Below are 23,653 nucleotides of genomic sequence, written 5' to 3' on the forward strand. Positions count from 1 at the left end.
AAGGATGGCGAACCGTCCGGGCCACCCATGGTTAGGCCGTCCGGTTAATGCGTCGCCGTCTTCAGCGGCCGCCGCACGGCCTCGGCGAGCGCCTGCCGCATCCGCTCGTTGCCGGCGATCACCTCGCCCCGGCCGAACATGTCGTCGCCGTCGTTCAGGTCGGTCACGAAGCCGCCCGCCTCGCGCACCAGCACGATGCCCGCCGCCATGTCCCACGGCGAAAGATAGCGCTCCCAGTAGCCGTCGAGCCGCCCCGCCGCGACATAGGCCAGATCGAGCGCCGCCGAGCCCTCGCGCCGGACGCCGACGACCTCACCCATCACGTGGCGCAGCTCGACCAGGAACTGGCCATGGTTGCCTCGGCCAAGATGCGGCACCCCGCAGGCGACCACGCAGTCCGACAGGCGACCGCGATTGGCGACCCGCAGGCGCCGGTCGTTCAGATAGGCGCCGCCGCCGCGCTCGGCCGTGTAGAGTTCGTCGGTCGCCGGGTTGAAGATCAGTCCGGCGACGAGCTGGCCCTGCCGCTCGAGCGCGATTGAAACGGCGAAATGCGGGATGCCGTGCAGGAAGTTGGTCGTCCCGTCGAGCGGGTCGACGATCCACCGGTGCTGGCCGTCCGTTCCCTCGACCGTGCCGCCCTCCTCCATCAGGAAGCCATAGCCCGGCCTTGCGCGGCTGAGTTCGTCGAAGATCGTCTTCTCGGCGCGCCGGTCGGCCTGGCTGACGAAGTCGCCCGGCCCCTTCACCGAGACCTGCAGGTTCTGCACCTCGCCGAAATCGCGCGCCAGCCCGCGGCCGGCCTTCATGGCCGCCTGGACCATCACGTTCATCAGTGCCGAGCGCGGCATGGCGGCCCTTCCGGTTCAGTCAGCGGCGCGTCAGTCCGCGCGGCGCACGTAGGAGATGTCGTCGGTCGCCACGATGATCTTCTCGCCGGCCGTGATGAATGGCGGCACCATCACGCGCACGCCGTTCTCCAGCACCGCCGGCTTGTAGGACGAGGTCGCCGTCTGCCCCTTGACCACCGGGTCGGCCTCGGCGATCTCGAGCGTGACCTGATCGGGCAGCGACACGCCGATCGGCCGTTCCTCGTGCAGTTCGACCGTCACCGTCATGCCGTCCTGCAGGAAGGCCTTGCGGTCGCCGACGAAATCGGCCTGCAGTTCGAGCTGCTCGTAGGTCTCCATGTCCATGAAGACGAGCGCGTCTTCCTGTGCATAAAGATACTGGTATTCCTTCTGCTCGAGCCGCACCTTCTCGACCGTCTCGCTGGCGCGGAAACGCTCGTTCAGCTTGGTGCCGTCGATCAGGTTCTTCAACTCGACCTGGTTGAACGCGCCGCCCTTGCCGGGCTTGACGGCGTTGGTCTTCACCGCCACCCACAGCCCGCCATTGTGCTCGATCACGTTGCCCGGCTTGATCTCGTTGCCGTTGATCTTCATCCGTCTGTCACCTGGGATTTAGAGCGCCCTGAAGCGGCGCCGTCGTGCGGTTCCCTGAACACACTTGGCGGGCCGTTGCAAGAGCCCGCTAGCGGGGGCTCAGCGGCGCTGCAGACCATTGGCGCGGCTGATCGCTTCCTGCTGCGTTTCAGCCGAAAGGCCGAGCCAGAAATCCTCCAGAACCGGGTCGCGCAGACCGGCGCGGCGGGCGACCACGTACCAGGCCGCCGCCTGCGTGTCGTCCGGTTCGATGCCGATGCCGCTCCACAGCAGCTTGGCGAGTTCGGCCTGCGCGCCGACATTGCCCGCATGGGCGGCGCGCGCCATCCACAAGAAGCCCTGATCGAAGTCGCGCTCGCCGCCGACCCCTTCCAGATAGTAGAGCGCCAGCTCGTATTGGGCGCTGTCGAAGCCCTGCCGCGCGGCCCTTTGAAGCCATTTGCGCGCCTCGGTATCATCATAGAAGACCGGCGGCGTGCCCTGCTGGTAGTATTGCGCGACGGCGAACTGCGCATCGGCGATGCCGGCTTCGGCCGCGCCGCGGAAATAGTCGAACGCGTCGCGCTGGCCGCTCGTGCCGGGGCGGTCCGTAAGCAGGATCTGGGCATGGTTGAACATCGCCTTGCCATGGCCTGCATCGGCCGCCGCTTCCATCAGTTCACGGCCCTCGACGGAATCCGGATCGTCGCGCAGCAGCGCCAGCGCCACCTGCAACTGCGCCTCCGGCACGTCCTGCTCGGCGGCCTTGCGATACCATTTCAGCGCTTCGTCGAAATCGGTCGCAACCCCCAGCCCGCGCGAATAGATCTCGCCAAGAAGGGTCTGCGCCGCCGCATCGCCATCCTCGGCGCGCGGCAGGGCGAGATTGCGCGCGGTCAGGAACAGCCCCCGCTGGAACGCGCCATAGGCGCTGTCGGCCTCCGGGGCGCCGAACCGGGACGGCGCCGGCAGCACGGGCCGCAAGCGGCCGTCGGTCGGCGCCTCCCCGTCCTCGGTGACGAATCGCTGCGTTGCGTCCTGCGCCCTGGCGCCATGCGGCATGCCGGCCGCGAGCAGCAGCGTCAGCGCCAATGCCGATGCTGGCCGGTTCCGCCTCACGCCGCCTCCGCGAACACATGCCGGGACAGGATCTCGTTCGCCCTGCGCACGGCGGCCTCGGCATCGACGTCCGGACCGAGCACGGCGCGCGACAGGGCGACGAAATCGACGCCCGTCGCCGCCGCCGCGTCCAGATGGTCGAGATCGTGACCACCCATCAGGACCGCCGGCACCTCGACCAGTTCGGCCCACCAGGCCGCGTTCTCGCAAGCGCCCCGATGCGCCTCGGGATGGGTGTCGCCGGCAAGCCGGCCGAACAGCACGTAATCGGGGCGCGCCTCGCCGACATCGAGCGCGTTGTGGCGTGCCTTGCCCGCTTCCGCGCCGATAATCCAGCGCTCCTGGTAGTCCGCGACAGCCCGCGCGACCGCCGACGCATTGCCGCGCACATGGATGCCGTCCGCGCCGGCGCGCGCGGCAAGGCGCGGCTCGCCGGCCGCGACCACCGCCGCGCCGATCCCCTGCCCCGCCGGCACGAGCCGTTCGAGCAGGCGCTGGTAGACATCTTCATCAAGGCCATGGTCGGGTATGATCACACTCGCCACGTCGCCGCCGCGCCCGGCCGCCTCAAGTTGCGCGGCGAGCCGGTCCGGGTCGGCTTCGGCCGGCGTGACGAGCACCAGCCTGCAGCGGTTTTCCACCCTGTCCTGGTCGTTTGCCATGATCGATCGAGCCCTGTCGGAGGTCGCCTGCGCCAAGCGCGTCGCCGGCGTGCAACCATCCGATTAAGGCAGCGCGATGGCCGATGCAAACCGCCATGCCACCCTGCCAAGGTATGATGCTGCATTGCAGCAACAATCTTGCAGTGCAGTAAGACTTGCCTTACAAACGGAACATGACCGCCGATCCGTTCGAAGCGATAGCCGATCCCAACCGTCGCCACCTGCTCGAGGAGCTCCGGCGCGGCGGCAAGACGGTCGGCGAACTGGCGCTCGGTCTTCCGATCTCGCGGCCGGCCGTCTCGCAGCATCTCAAGGTGCTTCTCGATGCCGGCCTCGTCAGTGCCCGCGCCGAGGGAACGCGCCGTATCTATTCGGTTCGCGGCAGCGGCTTCCTGCCGCTCAACATCTGGCTCGACCAGTTCTGGAACGTCGCCGACGCGCCGGGCGCCACGGCCGTCTGAACGGGCCGGTTTTTCCACAGCCCTGCCGTGCCGGCCATCGCCGCCGGTGCGAAACCCGTTCAGAGGTGGAGCCGTTGTCAGTGGCGCGTCTGCGCCATGATCTTCTCGATCTCGTCCTTCAGGCGAAGCTTCTCCCGCTTCAGGCGGTTGAGTTCGGACTCGTCGGGCGCCGGTCGCGCCAGCATGTCGTTGATTTCACTATCCAACGCGCCATGCTTGCGCTTCAGGGCGTCGAGATGACCATCAATTGACATGTAACTCCTCCTTCGTCGTGCCTGCGAACCGTCAAAGCGTGCCACGGAACGGGGCCCGTGTCGAATGGGCGGACGTTGCATTTTGTTACAGTCCGTTGTGTGCTATGAGCCGCGTCCTTCGTCGCCGAACAATCAAGTCCGGACCCCATGACATCATCCGATCAGGATCAGGCGGAGCTTCGGCTTCAGTTCGCCAGGCTCAAGCAGGATCATGCCGATTTCGACGCGGCGATCGAGGCGATGGTCAAGACCGGTTGCAATCCGCTGCAGATCCAGCGCATGAAGAAGAAGAAGCTGGCCATCAAGGACCGGATGCAGGAGGTCGAGGACCAGATCATCCCCGACATCATCGCCTGACCCATGCGAGCGCGAACCGTCCGATCATGAGCTCCACCCCCGTCGCCATCATCATGGGCAGCCAGTCCGACTGGCCGACCATGCGCCGCGCCACCGACATGCTCGATGCGCTCGAGGTCGGCTATCGGGCCCGGATCGTCTCCGCGCACCGCACGCCGCACCGGCTGGTCGAGTTCGCCACCGGCGCACGCGATGAAGGCTTCAAGGTCATCATCGCCGGCGCCGGCGGCGCCGCCCACCTGCCCGGCATGACCGCCGCCTTCACCTCCCTGCCGGTGCTCGGCGTTCCGGTCCAGAGCCGCGCCCTGTCGGGCCAGGATTCGCTTTTGTCGATCGTGCAGATGCCGGCCGGCGTGCCCGTCGGGACGCTCGCGATCGGCGAGGCGGGCGCCGCCAACGCCGGGCTTCTTGCCGCCTCCATCCTCGCCAACGGGGACGACGCCTTGCGCGAGCGGCTCGATGCATGGCGCGCCGCGCAGGCCGAAAAGGTCGCGCTCGAACCGGCGATCGACGGCTGATGCTGGCACGCGGGGCGACGATCGGCCTTCTGGGCGGCGGGCAGCTCGGCCGCATGCTCGCCGAGGCGGCCGCGCGCCTTGGCTTTCACGTGATCGTGCTCGATCCCAACGCGGACTGCCCGGCCGCACGCTTCTGCGACCGGCACATCGTCGCCGGCTACGACGACAGCGCCGCGCTCGACGAACTGGCCGAGCGCTGCGACGTCGCCACCTTCGAGTTCGAGAACATCGATCTGGGCGCGCTCGAATATCTGTCCGGCCGCATTCCGGTCCATCCGGACGCCTGGGCGCTGCGCGTCACCCAGGACAGGCTGACGGAAAAGACCTTCCTGCGCGAGACCGGCATCGACACCGCACCCTTCCGCGCCGTGGACGGCGCCCGGCAGCTCGAGATGGCGCTCGCCGACATCGACGGCGGCGGCGCGATCCTGAAGACCCGCCGCTTCGGCTATGATGGCAAGGGACAGATCCGCTTCGGCCACGGGGCCGACGATCCCGCCCCCGAAGAGGCGATGGCGCGAATCGGCGGCGCGCCCTCGATCCTCGAGGGTTTCGTCGATTTCGCCTGCGAGATCTCGGTCGTCGTCACGCGCGGCCGCGACGGCACGGTGCATGAGTTCGAGCCGGCCCGTAACGACCATGAGGGCGGCATTCTCGCCCGCTCCACCGTGCCCTGCGGGCTCGATTCGATCATCATGGCCGACGCCATGGAAAAGACCCGCGCGCTGGCGACGCGGCTGCGCTATGTCGGCACGCTTGCGCTCGAATTCTTCGTCATGGACGACGGCACGCTGATCGCCAACGAGATCGCCCCGCGCGTGCACAATTCCGGCCACTGGACCGAGGCGGCCTGCTCGGTCAGCCAGTTCGAGCAGCACATCCGCGCCATTGCCGGCTGGCCGCTCGCCGAAAGCTACCGGCACAGCGACTGCGTGATGACCAACCTGATCGGCGATGCGATCGACGACCTGCCGCAATGGGCCCGCGACGGCGCCGTCCGCGTCAACGATTACGGCAAGGCCGAAACGCGGGCCGGCCGCAAGATGGGCCATGTGGTGCGGCTGGTGCCGCGCTGACCGTCTCGCCTTGACATCTTCGACGCTTTGCCTGTATCAGCCCGCATCGATTATGGCGCGCCGACCGGGCGCGTTTTTGTTTGTTCGGCACCCCGCCGGTGCCCGGAAAGATCGCCCGAGACGGACCGATGAAAATCAAGAACTCGCTCAAATCGCTGAAGACCCGCGACCGCAACAACCGCATCGTGCGCCGCAAGGGCCGGGTCTACGTGATCAACAAGCAGAACCCGCGCTACAAGGCCCGCCAGGGCTGATCGCCGGGCCGGGCCGCTCGCGCCCGCGCTTTCCGACCGCACCGGTTGACATCCTCCGCGCGCCGCGCCGTGCGCGGACGATCACGCATTTTTGCCTTTGACCGCCGCGTCCGGCGCGTTACCTTTTCGGTATGCGCATTATCCTGATCATCGCCGCGCTGTCCTCGACGCTGTTTCTGGCGGCATGCCCCGTGGGCGCGCAGACCATTATCGATCCCGAAGCGCCGCCGGCCGGGCCCGCCCAGCCGGAAGCCGATGTCGACACACCGCCCATCGACGATGTGCCGCTGATCGCCGACGACAGCAAGGAACGCCTCGATGAGCTGTTCGCCGAACTCAGGCGCACACCGGACCCGCGTCGGGCCCGCACCGTGGCCAACAGCATCTGGTCGCAATGGCACCGTTCGGGCAGCGCCAGCATCGACCTGATGATGAACTGGTCGAACAAGGCGCTGCAGGACCGCAAATACGCCATGGCGCTCGATTTCCTCGATCAGGTGGTGATGCGCGCGCCCGACTTCGCCGAGGGCTGGAACCGCCGCGCGACGCTGCATTTCACGATGAACAACTACGCCAAGTCGATGAACGACATCCAGAAGGCGCTCGAACTCGAACCGCGCCATTTCGGCGCCCTGTCGGGCCTTGCCACGATCCTCGAGCAGACCGGCAACGAGCAGGCCGCGCTCGAGGCATGGCAACGCACGCTGGAGGTCTATCCGGCGATGCAGGCCGCACAGGAAGCCGTCATCCGCCTCACCGACGAACTGGCCGGCGCCCCCACCTGAGCACCGCGCCGCGCAGGAAGCCGTCATCACAGCGGCAACACCGCCTGAACCATCCCCGCCCCGACCGCGTATTGACGGCACCCGCCAGCGAGAACGCCGCCCTTGAACATCGCCGCCATCATCGCCGCCGCGCTCGTCGCGCTGACCCTTGTCCTGATGCTGGCGACCCGCATCGGCGTGTTCGTCATCGAACGGCGATACCCGCCGCAGGGCCAGTTCGCCACCGTCAACGACACGCGGATGCACTTCGTCCGAAAGCCCGCCGGCGACGGCGCCGACCTTCCGCCGATCGTCTTCCTGCACGGCGCGAGCGGAAACCTGCACGATGCGATGACGATCTATGCGGACCGGCTCGCCGGCCGGGCCGATCTGGTCTTCGTCGACCGGCCGGGCCATGGCTGGTCCGAGCGCGGGCCGGCCGAGAACGCCTGGCCGGACGGCCAGGCCCGCACGCTCGCCGCGCTGCTCGATGAACTGGGCATCGAAAGGGCGATCATCGTCGGCCACTCCTTCGGCGGCGCCGTGACCGTCTCGTTCGCGCTCCATCATCCCGACAGGACCGTCGGAACCGTGTTCCTGGCGCCCGTCAGCCATCCCTGGCCGGGCGGCGTGAGCTGGTACTACACGCTCACCTCGGTGCCCGTGATCGGCTGGCTGTTTTCCGAAACGCTCGCCATGCCCGGCGCCATGATGCGCATCGACGCCGGCACCGCCTGCGTCTTCGCGCCGAACCGGCCGACCGAGCGCTACGCCGAGCGCATCCACCTGCCGCTCCTGTTCCGGCCGACCCACTTCCGGTCAAACGCGATCGATGTGGCCAATCTGCATGACTATGTGACCGAGACCGCCCCGCTCTACGACCGGATCGAAACGCCGTCCGTGATCATCACGGGCGACAAGGACACGATCGTGCTGCCCTCGATCCACTCGGTCGGCCTGGCGCGCGACCTGCCCAACGCCGAACTCGTCCGCGTGCACAATCTGGGCCACAAGCCGGACCATGTCGTGCCCGAACTGGTCACCGCCGCGCTGGAGCAGGTTGCCGGGCAGGCGCGCGATTTGCAGGCGCTGGCCCGGCAGGCCGAAGCGCGTCTGGCCGGGGACGCCCATGGCCCGATCGAGCGTTGCCTCGACAGCGAGGTCATCCGCAAGGAGGTGGAAGCGGCCGGATTTCGCATCGACTGAACGGCTCCAGCCCGTGGCTTCGACCGGCAGAGGGGTAACCCCCACCCTTCATCCCTCCCCCGCACGCGTGGGAGGGAAGACCTTGACACGGCAGACAACCTTTCCCGGTGGAGCCGGGCACCACGCATCGAGGTGAACCTCGCCGCCGACGTCCTCCCTCCCACATTTATGGGGGAGGGATGAAGGGTGGGGTTGAACCAAGAACGCGCCATTCCGGGGCGTTCCGCGGAAGCCACGGATCACGGCTTGGCAGAGCGCCTGATCAGATCCCGCTCAGCCCGTCCGAGCCGATATAGGCGATGCGCAGCATGTTGGTCGCGCCCGGCGTGCCGAGCGGCACCCCTGCCGTGATGATGATGCGGTCGCCCGGCTTGGCGAACTTCTCGGCGAACGCGATGCGGCAGGCCCGGTCGACCATGTCGTCGAGATCGGACGGCTCGCTGTCGGTGACCACGCAATGCAGACCCCAGGCGAGCGACAGGCGCCGCGCGGTGGCGACGACCGGCGACAGCGCGATGATCGGCACGCTCGGCCGTTCGCGCGAGGCGCGCAGGCCCGTCGTGCCCGAGGCCGTGTAGCAGACGACCGCGCTCAACTCGAGCGTCTCGGCGATCTGCCGTGCGGCCGCGGAGATCGCGTCGGCGCCGGTCGCCTGCGGTTCGGCCCGCTGCGCGTTGATGATGCCGGGGTAGGTCGGGTCGCGCTCGACGCGGCTGGCGATCTGCGACATCGTCTTGACGGCCTCGACCGGATAGTCGCCGGCCGCCGATTCCGCCGACAGCATGATCGCGTCGGCGCCCTCGAACACGGCGGTCGCCACATCGGACACTTCGGCGCGCGTCGGCACCGGCGCGGCGATCATCGATTCGAGCATCTGAGTTGCGACGACCACCGGCTTGCCGGCGCGCCGCGCCTTGCGGGTGATCTGCTTCTGGATGCCGGGCACGCTTTCGAGCGGCATCTCGACGCCCAGATCGCCGCGCGCCACCATCACCGCGTCGGACAGTTCGATGATCTCGTCGATCCGCTCGACCGCCTGCGGCTTTTCCACCTTCGACAGGAGCGCCACACGCCCGCGCGCGATCTTGCGCACCTCGGCCAGATCCTCGGGCCGCTGGATGAACGACAGCGCCACCCAGTCGATGTCTTCCTTCAGCACCGCGTCGAGGTCGGAGCGGTCCTTGTCGGTCAGCGCGCCCACGCCCAGCGTCGTGTCGGGCAGGCTGACGCCCTTGCGGTCGGAGATCACAGTGCCCGAAACGACCTTGCAGGTGATCGACCGGCCGTCGCTCGCCGTCGCCGCCAGTTGCAGGCGACCGTCGTCGATCAGCAGGCGATGGCCCGGCTGCACGGCTTCGAGGATTTCCGGATGGGGCAGATGAACGCGCGTCTCGTCGCCGGGCGTGTCATCATCGTCGAGCGTGAAGGTCTGGCCGATCTCCAGCGAGACCTTGCCGTCTGCGAACTTGCCGACGCGCAGCTTGGGGCCCTGCAGGTCGGCCAGAAGGCCGATCGGGTGACCGGCGCGCTTTTCGACCGCCCGCACCCGCGAGACCAGCTCGCGCATCAGGTCCTGGCTGGCATGGCTCATGTTGATGCGGAACAGATCGGCGCCGGCATCGTGCAACTGGGCGATCATCTCCTCGGAGGATGAAGCCGGACCCAGCGTTGCGAGAATCTTGACCCTGCGGCTGCGTTTCACTGTCCGGTCCCCTCGGTGACATTTGATGTCTCCGGGGGTTCTTCCGGCGCACCGCCGTCATTGTCAACCAGTTGCACCATCCAGCTTTGCTGATTGCCGGTGTCGTATTCGCGGAAGCCCGCGCGCTGGAATCCGCGGGCGAAACAGTCGTTGACGCCGGTGATCTTGAACTCGCGCTCGGCCACGCACATCTCGATCGGCCCATCCCAGCGGCCGCCGCGCAGCGCGTCCTCGGCGTAAAGGTAATAGTAGCGCGACGCCAGCGCGCCCTCGATCAGCGTCTTGCAGCGGGCCGGCTCGACATGCCACCAGCCCTCGGTGATCCAGCCGGCGCGGGCGCGGTAGCCGATCGCCACGCCGACCAGTTCCTGGGTGGAATTGCACACGCGGAAATCGGCGCGGGCCGGCGCGCTCGCGGCGACCATCGCGCCGCCGGTGAGGACCGCCAGGGCCAGGCCATGGGCGCACAGCGCCCGAACGCTAGACGACATGGACATGGACTTCGGCTCGAACCCGCATATCGGCCTCTATCGGCATGGCCGTTTCCTTTGTCAATGCGGCCGCTTCCGGCGTCGCCGGCGGCACCCTCTGGACAAGTGCGTATCGGATGCCAATTGTGCGCCCTTGAGAACAACCCAGACCCGCCATCCACAGGGAAAGCGAGCCATGTCCGCCATCGATCCCGACACCCGAACCGAACTCGAAGCCGCCGCCTTCCGTACGCTCGTCGCACATTTGCGCGAACGCAGCGACGTCCAGAACATCGACCTGATGAATATGGCGGGTTTTTGCCGCAACTGCCTTTCGAACTGGTATCAGGACGCCGCCGCCGAAAAGGGCATCGCGTTGTCGAAGGCCGAAGCCCGCCAGATCATCTACGGCATGCCCTATGAGGAGTGGAAGGCAAAGCACCAGACCGAGGCGACAGAGGCGCAGAAGCAGGCCTTCGCGCAACGCGCCGCCCGGCACGGCTGAGGCGCCGAGGCGCGGCCGGCGGCGCTATTGCAGCGTTGCCCCGAAATCGCGTTCCTCGGGCGTTCGCGCATCGGCCGTGCGCGGGTCGCCGGGCGGTTGCGGGGCGAAACTGCCCGCGCGCCCCGGCTGCGCCGGCGGCGGCAGACCTTCTTCGACGAGACGCTGGCGCACCGAGCGCGCCTGCAGCGGGTTCTCGGCCGCCTCGGGCGCGGTGACGTCGCCGAGCAGCACGCTGCCGCCGTCGAGATCGGGATCGGTGAAGCCGATCGGATTGACGCGCTCGAGTTCGGCCTCGGTCTGCAGCGGCGGAAGCTTCATGATCGGCAGGTTGTCCGGGCCGAGCGAGGTGACCAGCGGAAGCGCTGAATCGCCGAGGATCTGCTGGAGCTGGCGCTCGACATAGAAGGCAAGTTTGCGCTGGCCGGCCGGAGTGAAGTTGATGCCGTCGGACCCGCGCAGCCGCACCACCTGACCCTTGATGTCGGGACCGCGCTCGATGAAGTTGCCCTCGGCGTCGACGAACCCGTCCCAGATGTCGACGAAGAAACCGCCGGCGGCCTCGGTCCGCTCGCGGAAGATCTCGTTGAGCGCGAGCATGTCGGCCGACATGGAGCGGAACCGGAACGGCGGCGTGCCGGTCCACACGAGCGCCACGCCCGCCTCGCCGGCTTCGCCGATGAACGCATCGATGCGCCGCTGATATTCGGCGCGCCATGGATCGGACAGAACCGCAGCGCTCGACCCGTCCACGCGCATCGCCTGGCGATCGTTGGCGCCCACATGAACGACAAGGATCTGCGGTTCGACCTCTTCGACAATGGCCCCGATCTCGCCGGGCCAGTCGTAGAAATCGTCGCGAACGAAGCCGGACGAGCCGTTGATGCGCCTTTCGACCACCACGTTGGGCGAGTCGGCAAAGGCATCCACCAGGCCGCGCGCGAGCCCGTCGGCGACGAAATCGCCGACCACCAGAACCTTGACCGCGTTTTCGGCCTTTTCGACCGCCGGCTCGCGCGGCGCCACCGGAGCCGATGCGACGCTCGAACGGGGCTGGCTCGGAGCGGTGCGGCGCGGGGCCGCCTGCCGGGGCGCCGCCTGACGCGGACGCTGCTGCTTGGCGGCCGGCTCGCGATCGCCGCGATTGCGCCGGAAGAGCAGTTCGAGAAGGCCCGGCTGGCGCTCCTGGGCAAGGGCTTGGGATACGCCGGAGGGAAGATCGAACGGCCCGCCGGCCGGCAATCCCGTCGCGACGACGGTCAGAGCGACGAGCCAGACCGCCAGGGCACGCAACGCGCCCCGCCGGACCGGTCGGCTCCTGTACCAGTTCCTGCCTGTCATGTCTGTCGACCCTGTTGCGCCCCGCAACGCCCGGCCGGTCGATCTGTTCCGATCAGCGTCGCCGCAGCACTTCTAGCACTTCGAGCGATGCATAGCCATCCTGCGTCAGGCCCGCGCTCGCCTGGAACGCCTTGATCGCGCTGCGCGACATCGGTCCGATCTTGCCGTCGATGTCGCCGTCATAGAAGCCCTTGCTCTTCAGCCGGCGCTGCAGTTCCTCGCTCTGCGCAACCGAAAGACGGGTGAACGGCCGCGTCCAGTCCCGGCTCGGCGGCGGGAAGCCGGCGATCTGGTCGGCCAAAAGGCCCACGCCGAGCGCATACTTGTCGGCATTGTTGTAGCGCTTGATGACGAAGAAGTTGCGGACCATCAGGAACGCCGGGCCGTCGCGCCCCTGCAGCACCTTCAGTTCGGCCTTCTGGCCCGGCCGGGGATAGGGCTTGCCGTTGGCGCGGACGACGCCCATGCGCTCCCATTCGCGCAGGCTGAGCGAGCCGCCCGGAAACTTGCGGCCCGGCGGCAGCACCACCTCGTAGCCCCAGGTCTGGCCCGACTGCCAGCCGTTCTGGCGCAGCAGGTTCGCGGCGGTGTAGAGCGCGTCCGGCACCGAATTCCAGATGTCGCGCCTGCCGTCGCCGTCTCCATCGACGGCGTAGGCCTTGTAGCTGGTCGGTATGAACTGGGTGTGGCCCATCGCGCCGGCCCACGACCCGGTCAGCCCCTCGATCGGCACGTCGCCGCGCTGGGCGATCTGCAGCGCCGCGATGAGCTGGTTGCGCGCGAATTTGGCGCGCCGCTGGTCGGCATAGGCGAGCGTTGCCAGCGCGCGCGGCACATAGTGCAGACGCCCGGGCTTGGTCAGCGCCTCGCCATAGCTCGACTCCATCGACCAGATCGCCAGGATGATGTGCTTGGAGACGCCCGTCGACCGTTCGATGCCGTCGAGCAGCCGGCCGTATTTGCGCAGCATCGCGCGGCCGTCGCCGATCGTGCGTTCGTTGACGCGCGCGTCGATATACTGCCACGCCTCGTCGCGGAACTCGGGCTGGAACCGCGCCTTGCGCAGCACCTCGTCGTCGGGCGTGCGCACATTGGCGAACGCGCGGTCGTAGACGCGGCCGTCGACGCCGTTCGCCACGGCGACCGATCGGAAATCGCGAATCCATTTCTGAAAGCCCGCGTCGGCCAGCGCCGCCGCCGGAAACATCGTCAGCAGGAACAGCGCAAGACCGCCCGTCAGGCCGGCGATCGCGCCCATGCGCCCCTTCGTCATATCAAGCCTTTCTCCCGGTTGTGCCTGATGACGCCCCCTGTACGGTCGGTTTTTCGGCAACATTTCAGACAAACCGTGGCGACAATGAGTCAGCGCTGCAGCCGGACGCCCACGAAGACGTTACTGCTCCGCGTTTCCTCGGCCGGATCGTCGCTGAAGGTGCGTTCGTGGCCGACCCGTCCGGTCAGCCCCATGAAGCGGTTGAACCAGTAGGTCGCGCCGACCAGCCCCGCCGCCGTCACGGTGTCCTCGCCCGGCCCGACCACGTCCTCGTACTGCACGCTGACCTCGCCGTTCAGTTCGAGGTTGGCGCGGGCGCGGTGCTGCACGCCCAGGTTGGCCGCATAGATGAGCGAACCGGACGTATCGGCCGCGCTGCTGGTGGTCGTGACCGTGGCGAGGCCGAAGCGCACATCGGTCTCGCGGCGCGGCGACCATCTCAGGTCGGCATTGACCGACAGGCCGGCGATGTCGGCAAGGGCCGCATCGGCGATGTCCTCGCGCACATAGCCGATCGCCACCTCTCCGGACAGCTTCTCGCCGCGGTCGAAGGCGGTGCCGAGCCGCAGCGCATAGCGCAGCGCGTTCCGGTCGAGGCCGGACGTGTCAGGCCGTTCGTCCATCACGCGCCGGCTCAGCTCGACCTCGACGAACGGTGTCAGCACCGGCGAGATGGCGTAGCCGCCCCGCAGCCGGCCGCCATAGCGCGTATAGTCCAGATCGTCCTGCGGGATCGTGGTGCCGTTCGAAAGGCGCGCGTCACCGACCGTCTGGCGCAGGCCGTTGATCTCGGCCAGCCCGCGCAGGTTGCCGGCCTGCCGCGAAAGCGCCAGCGCGCCGTCGAACGTCTGCACCACCGGCTCGTTGGCCGTGCCCACGCCGGGAAAACGGATCGGATCGATCGCCTCGAAGACCGCCGCCGATCCCGGATCGTCCTGCGTGTAGGAATAGCCGCCCGACGCGGTCAGGACCGTGTCGCGGTCGATGTCGAGCCGCAGCGCCGCATCGGCGCCGAACGAGGCCGACTGGTCCTCGTCGCCGGAGATGCGGAACGGCAGGCGGCCGTCGAAACCCAGATCGAGCGCATGGCGCGCCCAGTCCGAACTGGCCCGCACCGACAGCGCCGCCTCGCCGAACGTGCCCTCGCTTGTCGTCTCGCGCACGCCCGCCGGCGGCCCGGGGTCGTTGAACGCGGTCGTGGTGCGCAGGTAGGTGGCGCCCAGATCGAGCGTCGTGGTCACATCGAACGTACCCACGCGCAGGCCGAGCGGCGCATAGGGCGCGGTCTCCTCCGACACCGCGCGCGCCTGCACGGGACCGGCCGGCGCGACCGCCTCGACACGGCCGAAATCGGGCTCGTCTTCCTCGACCGGGTCGACCGATCCGGTGATCAGCGCACCGATCGCGTCCGCGTCGCCATCGGCCGCTGCCTCATCGTCTTCGTCGTTGAAAAGGCTCGGCCCCGAAAGCTGCGTCGAAAGATCGGCGCCGGTTGCATCTGCGGCCGCGTCCCGGCCGGGGTCCGGCAGACCGGTCGCCGCGCCCGTCGTCTGCGCGGGCGCGGTCCCGGCGGGCGTGGTCTCGCTTGCGCGACCCGGCCGCCCGGATGGCAGCCCCAGAACGTTCTCCTCGACCTCACCGCGCAGGATCGGAACGAGCTGGGCCGGCGCCAGCGCCGGAAAGGCGACGACCGCAAGGCCCGCCGCAGCGCACACCGCGCATCGCCGTCCCCAGGCCCGCATGCTCTGACCGCGCCGTTCCAACGGTGACCGATCCCCGGATTGTCCAATGTCTTGCCAAGCGGTAAACAATCGGGGTTAACGAAGCGTTGAACAAACCCTGCCGCGATGCGCCGATGGACATGGGCGCGCCGATGCAATAGCTGTCCGGAACCGGATACCGCACGGGAACCGCATGCCCTGGACAAGGACGCCATGCTGACCAGACCAAGCGCCATGCAGTCGGCCCTTCGCACGCTGGGCACCGAGCGCGGCGGCCTCGACGCCCTTTCCGAGGCGCTGCAGAACGGGCTCGGAAAACCGTTCGCGGAGGCGGTCGACACGCTGCACGGGGTCGGTGGCCGCGTCATCGTCTCCGGCGTCGGCAAGAGCGGCCACATCGCCCGCAAGATCGCCGCCACGCTCGCCTCGACCGGCACGCCGGCCTACTTCGTCCACGCCGCCGAGGCCAATCACGGCGATCTGGGCATGATCACGCGCCAGGACGCGATCATCTGCCTGTCATGGTCGGGCGAGGCGCAGGAACTGGGCGGGGTGATCAGCTACGCCAAGCGCTTCTCGATCCCGCTGATCGCGATCACCGCGGGGGCGACATCGGCGCTGGCGCGCGAGGCATCGATCGTGCTTCTGCTGCCGCGCGCCGAGGAGGCCTGCCCGCACGGGCTCGCCCCGACCACCTCGTCGGTGATGCAACTGGCGATCGGCGACGCGCTCGCGGTCGCCCTGCTCGAGACGCGCGGCTTCACCGCAGATGATTTCCGCGATTTCCACCCCGGCGGCAAGCTCGGCGCGAGCCTGACCCGCGTCGGCGACATCATGCACACCGGCGAGCGCATTCCGCTGGTGCCGGCGGGCGCCTCGATGCGCGATGCGATCGTCAGGATCTCGCAGAAGGGCTTCGGCTGCGTCGGCATCGTGCGCGAGGACGGCCGGCTGGCCGGCATCATCACCGACGGCGACCTGCGCCGCCACATGCAGTCCGATCTTCTGGCGATGCGCGTCGATGACGTGATGACGTCGACGCCGAAGACGATCACCGCCGACGCGCTGGCCGCGACCGCGCTGACCATCGTCAACGACGCGGCGATCACCGCGCTGATGATCGTCGAGGATGACAGGCCGGTCGGTATCGTCCACCTGCACGATCTTCTGCGCGTCGGCGTGGCCTGAGGGCGCAGGCGCTCGCGTTCAGACGCCCCTCACCCGACTGCGGCTAACGCTCATTTCATTCGCGAAGCCTCGTATCCCTCTCCCCGTAAACGGGGCGAGGGACGGGACATCCGCGCACGCATCGGGGGCGTTCAATCGCGATGTGGAGATCCCCTCTCCCCGCAGGCGGGGAGAGGGTGAGGGTGAGGGGCTCTTGCCTTCCTCAGATCCAGCCCTGCAGTTCCCGGCGCACGAGCGTTTCGATGACGCTCATCCCTTCGGGACTGTCGTTGAGGCAGGGGATGTGGGTGTAGTGCGTGCCGCCCGCCTCCTCGAAGATCTCCCGGCCCTCGCCGGCGATCTCCTCGAGTGTCTCCAAGCAGTCCGACACGAAGCCGGGGTTGAAGGTCGCAACCCTCGTGATGCCCTGTGAGGGAAGTTCCTCGAGCGTCTTGTCGGTATAGGGCTGCAGCCATTCCTCCGGGCCGAAGCGCGACTGGAAGCAGGTCATCAGCCGGCCCTTTTCCCAGCCGAGCCGCTGTTCGAGCAGGCGCGTGGTCTTGTGGCAGTGGCAGTGGTAGGGATCGCCGCGCATGAAATAGCTCTGCGGGATGCCGTGATAGGAGGCGATCACCCGCTCGGGTTCGAAATCGAGCGTCGACAGATGCGCCTCGATCGACCGCGCCAGCGCCTCGATATAGACCGGCTCGTCATGATAGGCCGGCACGGTGCGCAGGGCCGGCATGAAGCGGGTCTTCGACAGCGCCTCGAACACCTTGTCGTTGACCGTCGCAGTCGTCGTCGCCGAGAATTGCGGATAGAGCGGGAAGGCGACGATCCGATCGCAGCCCTCGCCCATCAGCGCCTCGATGCGTGAGGCGATCGACGGGTTGCCGTAGCGCATGCCCCAGTCGACGACGACGTTCTCGTGCGCCTTGAGCGCCTCGGCGAGCTTGTCGGCCTGGCTGCGCGTGTAGGTGCGCAGATAACTCTCGTCGCGTTCGGTGTTCCAGATTTCCGCGTAGGCCTTGCCGACCCTGCCCGGACGCGTGTTGAGCACGATCCCGTAGAGGATCGGATACCAGATCGCCTTGGGCCATTCGATCACGCGGCTGTCGGTGAGGAACTCGGCCAGATAGCGCCGCATCGAGCGGTAGTCGGTCCCGTCCGGCGTGCCCAGATTGATCAGCAGCACGCCCACCTTGCCGATCCGCACCTTCGGATGGTCGGACGGAAGCGGTCCAACCTGCTTGGCGAGGGCACGGTCGATCGACGTCTGCATGTTCATGGCAACTTCCCGGTACGGGCCGAAAACTGGGCTGGATCGGCCGTAAACTAGTCCCTGCCCGGGCAAATTCAATGCGGCAAAAGGGGCAGGCACAAAGACCGATGCCCGCCGCGCGGGGCGGCGGGCATGTCAGCGCGATCCGTGACCCGGTCTATTGCGCCGGGACGGTGATTTCCATGCCGACCTCGAGATTGTCGGCCATCAGGTCCGGATTGGCGTCGGCGATCTTCGACCACATGGTCGCATCGCCGTAGAACTCGCGCGCGATCTCCCACAGCGTGTCGCCGGCCTCGATGACGTAGGTCTCGCCTTCGGCCATGGCATCGTCGGACGCCATCTCCTCGGTGGCTTCCTCGGACGCCATTTCCTCGGTCTCGGCCATCTCCTCCGATGCCATTTCCTCCTCGGAGGCCATTTCCTCATCGGAGGCCATGTCTTCGGCCGGCGCTTCCTCGGAAGCCATTTCCTCGGCAGGCGCTTCCTCGGCCGCGATCACCGGGCCTTCCGAGGACAGCGACTCGGCCGAAAGCGCGGTCTCCGGCGGAACCACCTCGGTCTCTTCCGCTGCCATCTCCTCGGTCTCGGTCATCTCGTCGGATGCCATCTCCTCGGCGGGCGCTTCTTCGGTCTCGATCATTGGACCTTCGGTCGACAGCGACTCGGCCGAGAGCGCCGTCTCCGGCGGAACCACCTCGGTCTCCTCGGCGGTCTCGTCCGACGCCATTTCCTCGGTTTCGGCCATCTCTTCGGACGCCATCTCCTCGGCGGGGGCTTCCTCGGCCTCGATCATCGGACCTTCGGTCGACAGCGATTCGGCCGAAAGCGCGGTTTCCGGCGGAACCACCTCGGTCTCCTCGGCGGTCTCGTCCGACGCCATTTCCTCGGTCTCGGCCATCTCTTCAGACGCCGTTTCCTCGGCCGGAGCCTCGTCTTCCTCCATCGCCGCGGCGTCGGCCGCAGCCATGATCCGGCCGTCCGTGTAGGGCTCGTACGGGCTGTTCTCGGCCAGATAGTCGGCCACCACCTGTTCGAGGCCCGGGCCGTAATCGTAGGCATTCTCGGCGTTCTCGGCGAACATCGCATAGCCGTCGCCGCCGCCGCGCATGTAGTTGTTGGAGACCACGCCATAGGTCGCGTCCGGATCGAGCGGTGTCTCGTTGCCCTCGGCGTCGACGACCATCACGTCGGAGATGCGGTTGCCCGGCTCGGCGCTGGCGTCGAACGTGTAGGACAGGCCGGCCACCTGCGGGAACCGGCCGGCGCCCTCCTCGATCTGGCCGACGCCGTTCTCGAGCGCGCCGATCACGTCCTCGCCCTTGAGCTGGAACGTCGCCAGCGTGTTCTGGAACGGCAGCACGGTGAGCACCTCGCCCATCGTGATCTCGCCGGAGTCGATCGAGGCACGCAGGCCGCCGCCGTTCTGGATGGCGATCTGGATGCCCTGGTCGCGCACCCGGTCGAGCATCGCGTCGGCGACCAGATTGCCCATCTCGCATTCCATCGCCCGGCACACCTCGCGGCTGCCCTCGATGGCGGCGGTGGTCTCGCCGACGGGCTGCACCTTGAGCTCCTCGATCGGCTCGGCCAGTTCCTGGACGCGGGCGACGAAGCCCTCGTCGGGCTCCACCGAGGCGTCGAGCAGATGCGGCTCGCCTTCGGCCGAGATCACGTTGCCCTCGTCGTCGAACGTCACCTGCAGTTCGCCCAGATATTTCGAATAGGCATAGGCCTGCACGATCGGCACGTCCTGGCCGGACGGGTTCTGGACCACCACCGGATAGACGTCGGCGGCATCCTCTTGGACGTTCGACAAAAGCGTGTGCGAGTGGCCGCCGACGATCACGTCGATCCCGTCGACGGCGGCGGCGATCTCCTTGTCGCGCGGCAGGCCGACATGCGACAGCAGGATGATCTTGTTGACGCCCTCGGCCTCCATCTCGGCGACCGCCCCGGTCAGATAGTTGGTCTCCTCGATCAGCAGGATCGTCGGGCCGGGCGAGGAGGTCTCGTCCGTGTCGGTGGCCAGCACCGAGACGATGCCGATCTTCTCGCCGCCCACTTCCGTGATCACGTAGCCGGGCAGCATGTCGGCGAGCGGCGAACTGGCGCCGGCCAGCGTGTTGCCGGAGATCACCGGAAAGTCGGCCGCCTCGATGAACTCGGCGAGCGCCTCGGGTCCGTCGTCGAACTCGTGGTTGCCGACGGCCATCGCGTCGAAGCCGATGCCGTTCATGAACTCGACGGCCGCCTCGCCCTTGTAGGTGGTGTAGAACAGCGAGCCCTGGAACTGGTCGCCCGCGTCCAGCACCAGCACGTTGCCGCCCTCGGCGGTAATGGCGTCGCGGCGCTCGTCGATCTTGGTCTTGACGCGCGCGATGCCGCCGAAGCACTCGCCGGCCGCGTCGTCCTCGGCGCTGCAGGTCGAATCGAACCGGTTGATCGGCTCGATGCGCGAATGCAGGTCATTGATGTGCAGGATGTCGAGCGTGAACTCGGCACGCGCCATGCCGCTCGTCAGAGCCACAGCCGAAACGCTGAGCGCCATCAGCATCGCTGTCTTTTTCATAGAGGCCTCCCGTTGCCTGAAATCGCGCGATCGCGCTCGGGTCGCGACGCTTATCGGGAAGCTATGTGACAGGGATTTTACAGTAAGGTCAACGGGTTTGCGCGCGCGAATCCGCCCCGTGCCGGCAGTCGGCGGCGGCGCCGGCGTGTGCCGGCGCCCGGGTCGGCAACCTCAGCCCACGCCGGAGCGGCGGATCAGCTGGAACTGCTGGCCGGAATCGTTGGTGCAGTTCAGCGTCGTCGAACCGGCGAGTACGCAGTTGGCGCGGATGCGGGTCTCGCGCAGCAGCGAGAAATAGTCGAGCGCGATCGATTCCCGGCTCGTATAGGTGTAGGTGCCCTCGGCGACCCGGTTGCCGGTATCGTTGGCCACGCTGACGAAGCGCCCGTTCAGCAGGCTTGCGGTGGCAACGCCGCTGGAGTCGCTCCAGTTGCCGTCTAGCGGTCCGGCACGGGACACCGCGCTGGGCCCGCCGAATCCACCGCCGCCGCCCGGCGCCGGGATCGTGCAGCCGGCAAGGACGATCGCGCCGACCGTCAGCGCCGCCCAGGCGAACGGCGCGGGACCGGACCTGCGCGCGCGAAACACCGATTTGTTCATCGACAATACTCCGTTCTGCCCTTGCGGGCGATAATCTATGCCAACCGGTCAAAAGACGGAACCCGTCTTTGTCGGTTCCCCCACTCAATGGTTCCTGGCCGCTCCCCGTTCCAGCCAGTCGGCCAGCGCGTCCCGACCCGCCCGTATGCCCTTGTAGTCCTGGCCGGGCCGGTCGAGCGCGCGCAGACGCGTCGCCAGCGACGCGGCCAGCCCCGCGTGGTCGAAGATGCCGGCGAGCGGATCGGTCGCGACCCGGATCGTGAACAGGATGTCGCCGCTTTCGGGCAGCTTGCACAGCGTCTGGTCCTCGCAGCGCAGGAACATGGCGGCCAGATCGTCGATGCTCGCCTCGGCGGGCAGAAGGTCGTGCGGATGCGGCTGCGGCCGGAACAGGCCGCCATTGTCGTGCAGCGACCAGTTCGACCGGGCGACGATCACGCCCGGCCGCAGATTGTCGAACATGCGCTCGATCAGCACCGCCTTGCGCGTGCCCGCCGAAAAGCCCGGAACCGGCGCATGGATCGATGCCAGCGGCCGGTCGAACTTCTCGGCAAGGCGCCAGTAGGAGGGAAAGCACAGGCTCGCCGCGACCAGCCGCCAGCCATCGTCGTGCTTGCGCATCAGCACCAGATCGTCGGCGACCAGGCGCGACGCGGTCAGCAGCGGCGCCGGATCGGCGTCCGGTGCGACCGGCACGCTGCGTTCGCCGATGCCGATCGTATGCGCGGTGCGCCGGTAGGTCTGCGGAAACGCGGCCGGCAGATGCCCGGCGAGCAGGGCCAGCGCCTCGGCCTGCGCGTCGACCGTGTCCGCACGCGCGGCGAACACGTCCGCCGGCCGGGACGCGATCAGCGCGTCCTTCTCCGCAAGGTTCGCCGTCAGCCGGTCGTCCGGCGCCAGCCAGCGCGCCGGATCGTCGAGCGGCTTCAGGCCGATCGCGAACGCCTCGGCATAGCCAGGTCGCGCGAAGGTGCCGCCGGCGTGCAGGGAACTCACCCGTCCAGCGCCTCCAGCTCGTCGACGATGGCGCTGATGACGCCCAGACCCTTCGCCCAGAAGTCGGGATCGCGCGCATCAAGGCCGAACGGCGCCAGCAGTTCGGTATGGTGCTTGGAGCCGCCCGCCCGCAGCATGTCGAAATAGGCCTCCTGAAACCCGCTCTCGGCGTTCTGGTAGACCGCATAGAGCGAGTTCACCAGGCAGTCGCCGAACGCGTAGGCATAGACGTAGAAGGGCGAGCGGATGAAGTGCGGGATATAGGTCCAGAACAGCTCGTACCCTTCGTTCAGCCGGATCGCCGGACCAAGGCTTTCGGCCTGCACCTCCAGCCAGAACGCGCCGATCTGTTCGGTCGTCAACTCGCCCTGCCGGCGCGCCTCGTGCACCTTGCGCTCGAACATGTAAAAGGCGATCTGCCGGATCACCGTGTTGATCATGTCCTCGGCCTTCTGCGCGAGCATCGCCTTGCGCTCGCGCGGGTCCGAGGTGCCCTCCAGCATCGCACGGAAGGTCAGCATCTCGCCAAACACCGAGGCGGTCTCGGCCAGCGTCAGCGGCGTCTGCGCCAGAAGCGCGCCCTGCTCGGCGGCAAGCACCTGGTGCACGCCGTGGCCCAGCTCGTGCGCCAGCGTCATCACGTCGCGCGGCTTTCCCTGATAGTTGAGCAGGATATAGGGATGCGCCGAGGGCACGGTCGGATGCGAGAATGCGCCGGGCGACTTGCCCGGCCGCGTCGGCGCGTCGATCCAGCCTTCCTCGAAGAAGCGTTCGGCGATGCCGGCCATGTCCGGCGAAAAGCCGGCATAGGCGTCGAGCACGATCTTGCGCGCGCTAGGCCAGCCGATCACGGCCTGCGGGGTTTCGGGCAGCGGCGCGTTGCGGTCCCAGGCGTCCATCTGCTCCATGCCGAGCCATCTGGCCTTCATCGCGTAGTAGCGATGGGAGATCGCCGGAAAGCTCTCGCGCACCGAACGCACCAGCGCCTCGACCACGTCGCGCTCGACCCGGTTGGAAAGATGTCGGGCGTCGGCGACATCGGCGAAGCCGCGCCAGCGATCGGAGATTTCCTTGTCCTTGGCCAGCGTGTTGGTGATCAGCGTGAAGGTGCGCTTGTGCGCGCCGAAGGTCTCCGCCAGCGCCTCGAACGCCTTGCGCCGCACCGCCCGGTCCGGCTCCTGCAGCCTGGCGAAGGTCGGCTCGAGCGCCAGTTCCTCGCCGTCGACCTCGAACGAAAGGCCCGTGAGCGTCTCGTCGAACAGCCGCTGGAAGGCGGCCGACGACGTCACCGACTTCTCGAGGAAGAGCTGCTCGAGCCGGTCGTCGAGCTGATACGGCTTTTCGAGCCGCAGGTCGTCGATCCAGGGCTTGTATCGCGCCAGCACCGCGTCGCGGCCATAGGCCGCATCCAGCCGGTCCTCGGCGATCTGGTTCATCTCGAGCTGGAAGAACAGAAGATGCGCCGAAAGATCGGTCAGGTGCTGCTGCACGTCGCCGTAGAACTTGGCCCGCGCCGGATCGGTCGTGTCGGCCGCATAGAGCAGCCCCGCATAGGAGGCGACCCGGCCGATCAGTTCCTCGATCGTCTCATAGGCCGTCACCGCGCCGCCGAGCGTGCCCTCGTCCGCCGCCTCGGCGAGCCGGCCCTTCCAGGCTTCCGCGAACGCGGCCGCCTCGGTGGCGGCCCGTTCCATGTCGCCGGCCAGTTCGGGACTGTCCATGGCGGGGTAGAGGTCCGACAGCCGCCAGTCGGGCAGATCGCCCAGATCGGCGTCCCGGCTTCTAGCCGCATTGGGCGCCCAAGCGATCGGGCCGTTCCGTTGGGACGTTCTGTTCCAGGCGTTCATCGGGCATCCCCGTTCGAATTTGCATCAAATCTTCGCGTCCGGCTTAGCGGAACCTCAAAGGCGCTGTGTCAACTTGGCGCATCAG

24 protein-coding genes are annotated in these 23,653 nt (G+C 67.9%); 9 read left to right on the top strand and 15 right to left on the bottom strand.

Annotated elements, in window-relative coordinates; genetic code table 11:
* Nucleotides 1-44 precede the first annotated feature (44 nt).
* The 4 genes from E0E05_RS14595 to E0E05_RS14610 all read right to left on the bottom strand — a co-directional run bounded on the left by E0E05_RS14595 (nucleotide 45) and on the right by E0E05_RS14610 (nucleotide 3,205).
* Nucleotides 45-851, bottom strand: a complete 807-nt coding sequence (locus E0E05_RS14595; RefSeq protein WP_131617380.1) for an inositol monophosphatase family protein — start codon at nucleotides 849-851, stop codon at nucleotides 45-47.
* Between the two features lie 30 nt (nucleotides 852-881).
* Nucleotides 882-1,445: an elongation factor P gene (gene efp / locus E0E05_RS14600; RefSeq protein ID WP_131617381.1), complete on the bottom strand. Its 564-nt coding sequence runs from the start codon at nucleotides 1,443-1,445 to the stop codon at nucleotides 882-884.
* A 99-nt stretch (nucleotides 1,446-1,544) separates the two neighbouring features.
* Entirely contained in the window at nucleotides 1,545-2,516 is a 972-nt protein-coding gene (locus E0E05_RS14605; protein ID WP_210215721.1) for a tetratricopeptide repeat protein, read from the bottom strand.
* Between the two features lie 23 nt (nucleotides 2,517-2,539).
* Nucleotides 2,540-3,205, bottom strand: coding sequence for a thiamine phosphate synthase (locus E0E05_RS14610; RefSeq protein ID WP_131617382.1), 666 nt, complete (start codon nucleotides 3,203-3,205; stop codon nucleotides 2,540-2,542).
* 173 nt (nucleotides 3,206-3,378) lie between these two features.
* On the opposite strand from E0E05_RS14610, the gene E0E05_RS14615 reads away from it, so the two are divergent.
* Complete coding sequence (locus E0E05_RS14615; protein WP_131617383.1) at nucleotides 3,379-3,666, top strand: ArsR/SmtB family transcription factor; 288 nt, start codon at nucleotides 3,379-3,381, stop codon at nucleotides 3,664-3,666.
* A gap of 77 nt (nucleotides 3,667-3,743) precedes the next feature.
* Here E0E05_RS14615 and E0E05_RS14620 read toward each other — a convergent pair whose 3' ends face one another.
* Nucleotides 3,744-3,920, bottom strand: a complete 177-nt coding sequence (locus tag E0E05_RS14620; protein ID WP_039723543.1) for a YdcH family protein — start codon at nucleotides 3,918-3,920, stop codon at nucleotides 3,744-3,746.
* 147 nt (nucleotides 3,921-4,067) lie between these two features.
* Between E0E05_RS14620 and E0E05_RS17725 the strand changes: the two genes are divergently transcribed.
* The 6 genes from E0E05_RS17725 to E0E05_RS14650 all read left to right on the top strand — a co-directional run bounded on the left by E0E05_RS17725 (nucleotide 4,068) and on the right by E0E05_RS14650 (nucleotide 8,095).
* On the top strand, nucleotides 4,068-4,277 hold the full coding sequence (locus E0E05_RS17725; protein ID WP_039723544.1) for a YdcH family protein: 210 nt from the start codon (nucleotides 4,068-4,070) through the stop codon (nucleotides 4,275-4,277).
* Nucleotides 4,278-4,303: 26 nt separating this feature from the next.
* Nucleotides 4,304-4,795, top strand: a complete 492-nt coding sequence (gene purE / locus E0E05_RS17730) for a 5-(carboxyamino)imidazole ribonucleotide mutase (RefSeq protein WP_131617384.1) — start codon at nucleotides 4,304-4,306, stop codon at nucleotides 4,793-4,795.
* Nucleotides 4,795-5,871, top strand: a complete 1,077-nt coding sequence (locus E0E05_RS14635) for a 5-(carboxyamino)imidazole ribonucleotide synthase (RefSeq protein WP_244597744.1) — start codon at nucleotides 4,795-4,797, stop codon at nucleotides 5,869-5,871. The genes purE and E0E05_RS14635 overlap by 1 nt, the downstream gene beginning before the upstream one ends.
* Nucleotides 5,872-5,999: 128 nt before the next feature.
* On the top strand, nucleotides 6,000-6,125 hold the full coding sequence (gene ykgO, locus E0E05_RS14640) for a type B 50S ribosomal protein L36 (RefSeq protein ID WP_039723547.1): 126 nt from the start codon (nucleotides 6,000-6,002) through the stop codon (nucleotides 6,123-6,125).
* A gap of 131 nt (nucleotides 6,126-6,256) precedes the next feature.
* Nucleotides 6,257-6,910, top strand: a complete 654-nt coding sequence (locus tag E0E05_RS14645; protein ID WP_131617386.1) for a tetratricopeptide repeat protein — start codon at nucleotides 6,257-6,259, stop codon at nucleotides 6,908-6,910.
* Between the two features lie 102 nt (nucleotides 6,911-7,012).
* Entirely contained in the window at nucleotides 7,013-8,095 is a 1,083-nt protein-coding gene (locus E0E05_RS14650; RefSeq protein ID WP_244597746.1) for an alpha/beta fold hydrolase, read from the top strand.
* 262 nt (nucleotides 8,096-8,357) lie between these two features.
* Here the strand turns inward: E0E05_RS14650 and pyk are convergent, their stop codons facing one another.
* Nucleotides 8,358-9,797 carry a pyruvate kinase gene (gene pyk / locus E0E05_RS14655; protein ID WP_131617387.1) on the bottom strand — a complete coding sequence of 480 codons (1,440 nt, stop codon included), beginning with the start codon at nucleotides 9,795-9,797 and terminating at the stop codon, nucleotides 8,358-8,360.
* Nucleotides 9,794-10,288 carry a DUF1036 domain-containing protein gene (locus E0E05_RS14660; protein ID WP_192900414.1) on the bottom strand — a complete coding sequence of 165 codons (495 nt, stop codon included), beginning with the start codon at nucleotides 10,286-10,288 and terminating at the stop codon, nucleotides 9,794-9,796. Before E0E05_RS14660 ends, pyk begins: the two co-directional genes overlap by 4 nt.
* Before the next feature lie 175 nt (nucleotides 10,289-10,463).
* Between E0E05_RS14660 and E0E05_RS14665 the strand changes: the two genes are divergently transcribed.
* Nucleotides 10,464-10,772, top strand: coding sequence for a DUF1244 domain-containing protein (locus E0E05_RS14665; RefSeq protein WP_131618060.1), 309 nt, complete (start codon nucleotides 10,464-10,466; stop codon nucleotides 10,770-10,772).
* Nucleotides 10,773-10,796: 24 nt separating this feature from the next.
* Here the strand turns inward: E0E05_RS14665 and E0E05_RS14670 are convergent, their stop codons facing one another.
* The 3 genes from E0E05_RS14670 to E0E05_RS14680 all read right to left on the bottom strand — a co-directional run bounded on the left by E0E05_RS14670 (nucleotide 10,797) and on the right by E0E05_RS14680 (nucleotide 15,098).
* Complete coding sequence (locus tag E0E05_RS14670; protein ID WP_131617389.1) at nucleotides 10,797-12,110, bottom strand: SGNH/GDSL hydrolase family protein; 1,314 nt, start codon at nucleotides 12,108-12,110, stop codon at nucleotides 10,797-10,799.
* 52 nt (nucleotides 12,111-12,162) lie between these two features.
* Nucleotides 12,163-13,383: a lytic murein transglycosylase gene (locus tag E0E05_RS14675; protein WP_192900415.1), complete on the bottom strand. Its 1,221-nt coding sequence runs from the start codon at nucleotides 13,381-13,383 to the stop codon at nucleotides 12,163-12,165.
* 89 nt (nucleotides 13,384-13,472) lie between these two features.
* On the bottom strand, nucleotides 13,473-15,098 hold the full coding sequence (locus E0E05_RS14680; RefSeq protein WP_158629383.1) for an outer membrane beta-barrel protein: 1,626 nt from the start codon (nucleotides 15,096-15,098) through the stop codon (nucleotides 13,473-13,475).
* Nucleotides 15,099-15,317: 219 nt separating this feature from the next.
* On the opposite strand from E0E05_RS14680, the gene E0E05_RS14685 reads away from it, so the two are divergent.
* A complete protein-coding gene (locus E0E05_RS14685) occupies nucleotides 15,318-16,292 on the top strand; it encodes a KpsF/GutQ family sugar-phosphate isomerase (protein WP_131617391.1) in 975 nt (324 codons plus the stop codon).
* Between the two features lie 202 nt (nucleotides 16,293-16,494).
* Here E0E05_RS14685 and hemH read toward each other — a convergent pair whose 3' ends face one another.
* From hemH to E0E05_RS14710, 5 genes are all read right to left on the bottom strand, one after another.
* Complete coding sequence (hemH, locus tag E0E05_RS14690) at nucleotides 16,495-17,559, bottom strand: ferrochelatase (protein WP_131617392.1); 1,065 nt, start codon at nucleotides 17,557-17,559, stop codon at nucleotides 16,495-16,497.
* A 151-nt stretch (nucleotides 17,560-17,710) separates the two neighbouring features.
* Nucleotides 17,711-20,125, bottom strand: a complete 2,415-nt coding sequence (locus E0E05_RS14695) for a 5'-nucleotidase C-terminal domain-containing protein (protein WP_131617393.1) — start codon at nucleotides 20,123-20,125, stop codon at nucleotides 17,711-17,713.
* 171 nt (nucleotides 20,126-20,296) lie between these two features.
* The gene (locus E0E05_RS14700) at nucleotides 20,297-20,725 is read right to left on the bottom strand and encodes an Omp10 family outer membrane lipoprotein (RefSeq protein ID WP_131617394.1); all 429 of its coding nucleotides are present in this window, start codon (nucleotides 20,723-20,725) and stop codon (nucleotides 20,297-20,299) included.
* 84 nt (nucleotides 20,726-20,809) lie between these two features.
* The gene (locus E0E05_RS14705; protein ID WP_244597748.1) at nucleotides 20,810-21,721 is read right to left on the bottom strand and encodes a heme-dependent oxidative N-demethylase family protein; all 912 of its coding nucleotides are present in this window, start codon (nucleotides 21,719-21,721) and stop codon (nucleotides 20,810-20,812) included.
* Nucleotides 21,718-23,568 carry a M3 family oligoendopeptidase gene (locus E0E05_RS14710; RefSeq protein ID WP_131617395.1) on the bottom strand — a complete coding sequence of 617 codons (1,851 nt, stop codon included), beginning with the start codon at nucleotides 23,566-23,568 and terminating at the stop codon, nucleotides 21,718-21,720. The genes E0E05_RS14705 and E0E05_RS14710 overlap by 4 nt, the downstream gene beginning before the upstream one ends.
* Between the last annotated feature and the right edge of the window lie 85 nt (nucleotides 23,569-23,653).

Source organism: Roseitalea porphyridii (genome assembly GCF_004331955.1).
GTDB classification, from domain to species: domain Bacteria; phylum Pseudomonadota; class Alphaproteobacteria; order Rhizobiales; family Rhizobiaceae; genus Roseitalea; species Roseitalea porphyridii.